This window comes from Lyngbya sp. CCY1209, from assembly GCF_035615495.1.
In the GTDB taxonomy this organism is placed as follows: domain Bacteria; phylum Cyanobacteriota; class Cyanobacteriia; order Cyanobacteriales; family Microcoleaceae; genus Limnospira.
Genome location: NZ_JAJENU010000009.1, coordinates 1 through 644, shown reverse-complemented (window position 1 = coordinate 644; position 644 = coordinate 1). Strand labels below are relative to the sequence as shown.

1 protein-coding gene is annotated in these 644 nt (G+C 52.3%); it reads right to left on the bottom strand.

Annotation, left to right across the window (positions count from 1 at the left end; translation table 11 throughout):
- Window positions 1-128 precede the first annotated feature (128 nt).
- Window positions 129-314, bottom strand: coding sequence for a hypothetical protein (locus LKE08_RS00045; RefSeq protein WP_324702155.1), 186 nt, complete (start codon window positions 312-314; stop codon window positions 129-131).
- Window positions 315-644 lie beyond the last annotated feature (330 nt).

Sequence of the window (644 nt, the reverse complement as noted above, 5' to 3'; positions counted from 1 at the left end):
ATGGATCGTTGATGGATCTGATGGATCGTTGGTGAGCAAAAAAATGGCCCCCGGTCTGGTGCGATCGGGGGTTGGTGGGGGGTGGTGTGTCTGGCTGAGGCTGTACCGAGGATGTGACTGATAAATTTTTAATTTTCTTCGGTCAACTCCCCTTCCTGCTTGGCCCGTTCAATTTCTTGCTGCAACAGCCAAGCCATCAGATTGGAGAGGGAACGAAAGCGTTTTTTGGCTAACAGTTCCCCCTTTTCCTTAAGGTCTGGATCAATATAGACGTTCACTCGCGGCAGTTTACTCGGCACTGTCTGAGAAATCATGGGTGCATTTTCATTGTACTTTGCACCCACATCTTAACAAAATAGTGTTGACGGTGGGTGTACCAAAGTTGTACAGTTGACATACGGAAACGCAAAAAACAGGCCCACCGGTGCGTATGCTTGGCGGCTACACCGATGGGCGCGAAAACCCCTTTACAGGAGTAACTATGACTTTATCAGAACTCAAGGCTCGTGCGATCGCGCTCGGACTGTCCAAAGACGACGTGAGAGCGTTCGGCAACCTGAGCTACCGGGCAACCTGGGAAGCCGCGATCGCCGACACCGAAACCGCACCCCCCCAAATGGATGAGTCCCCCGCAGGGGAACCGA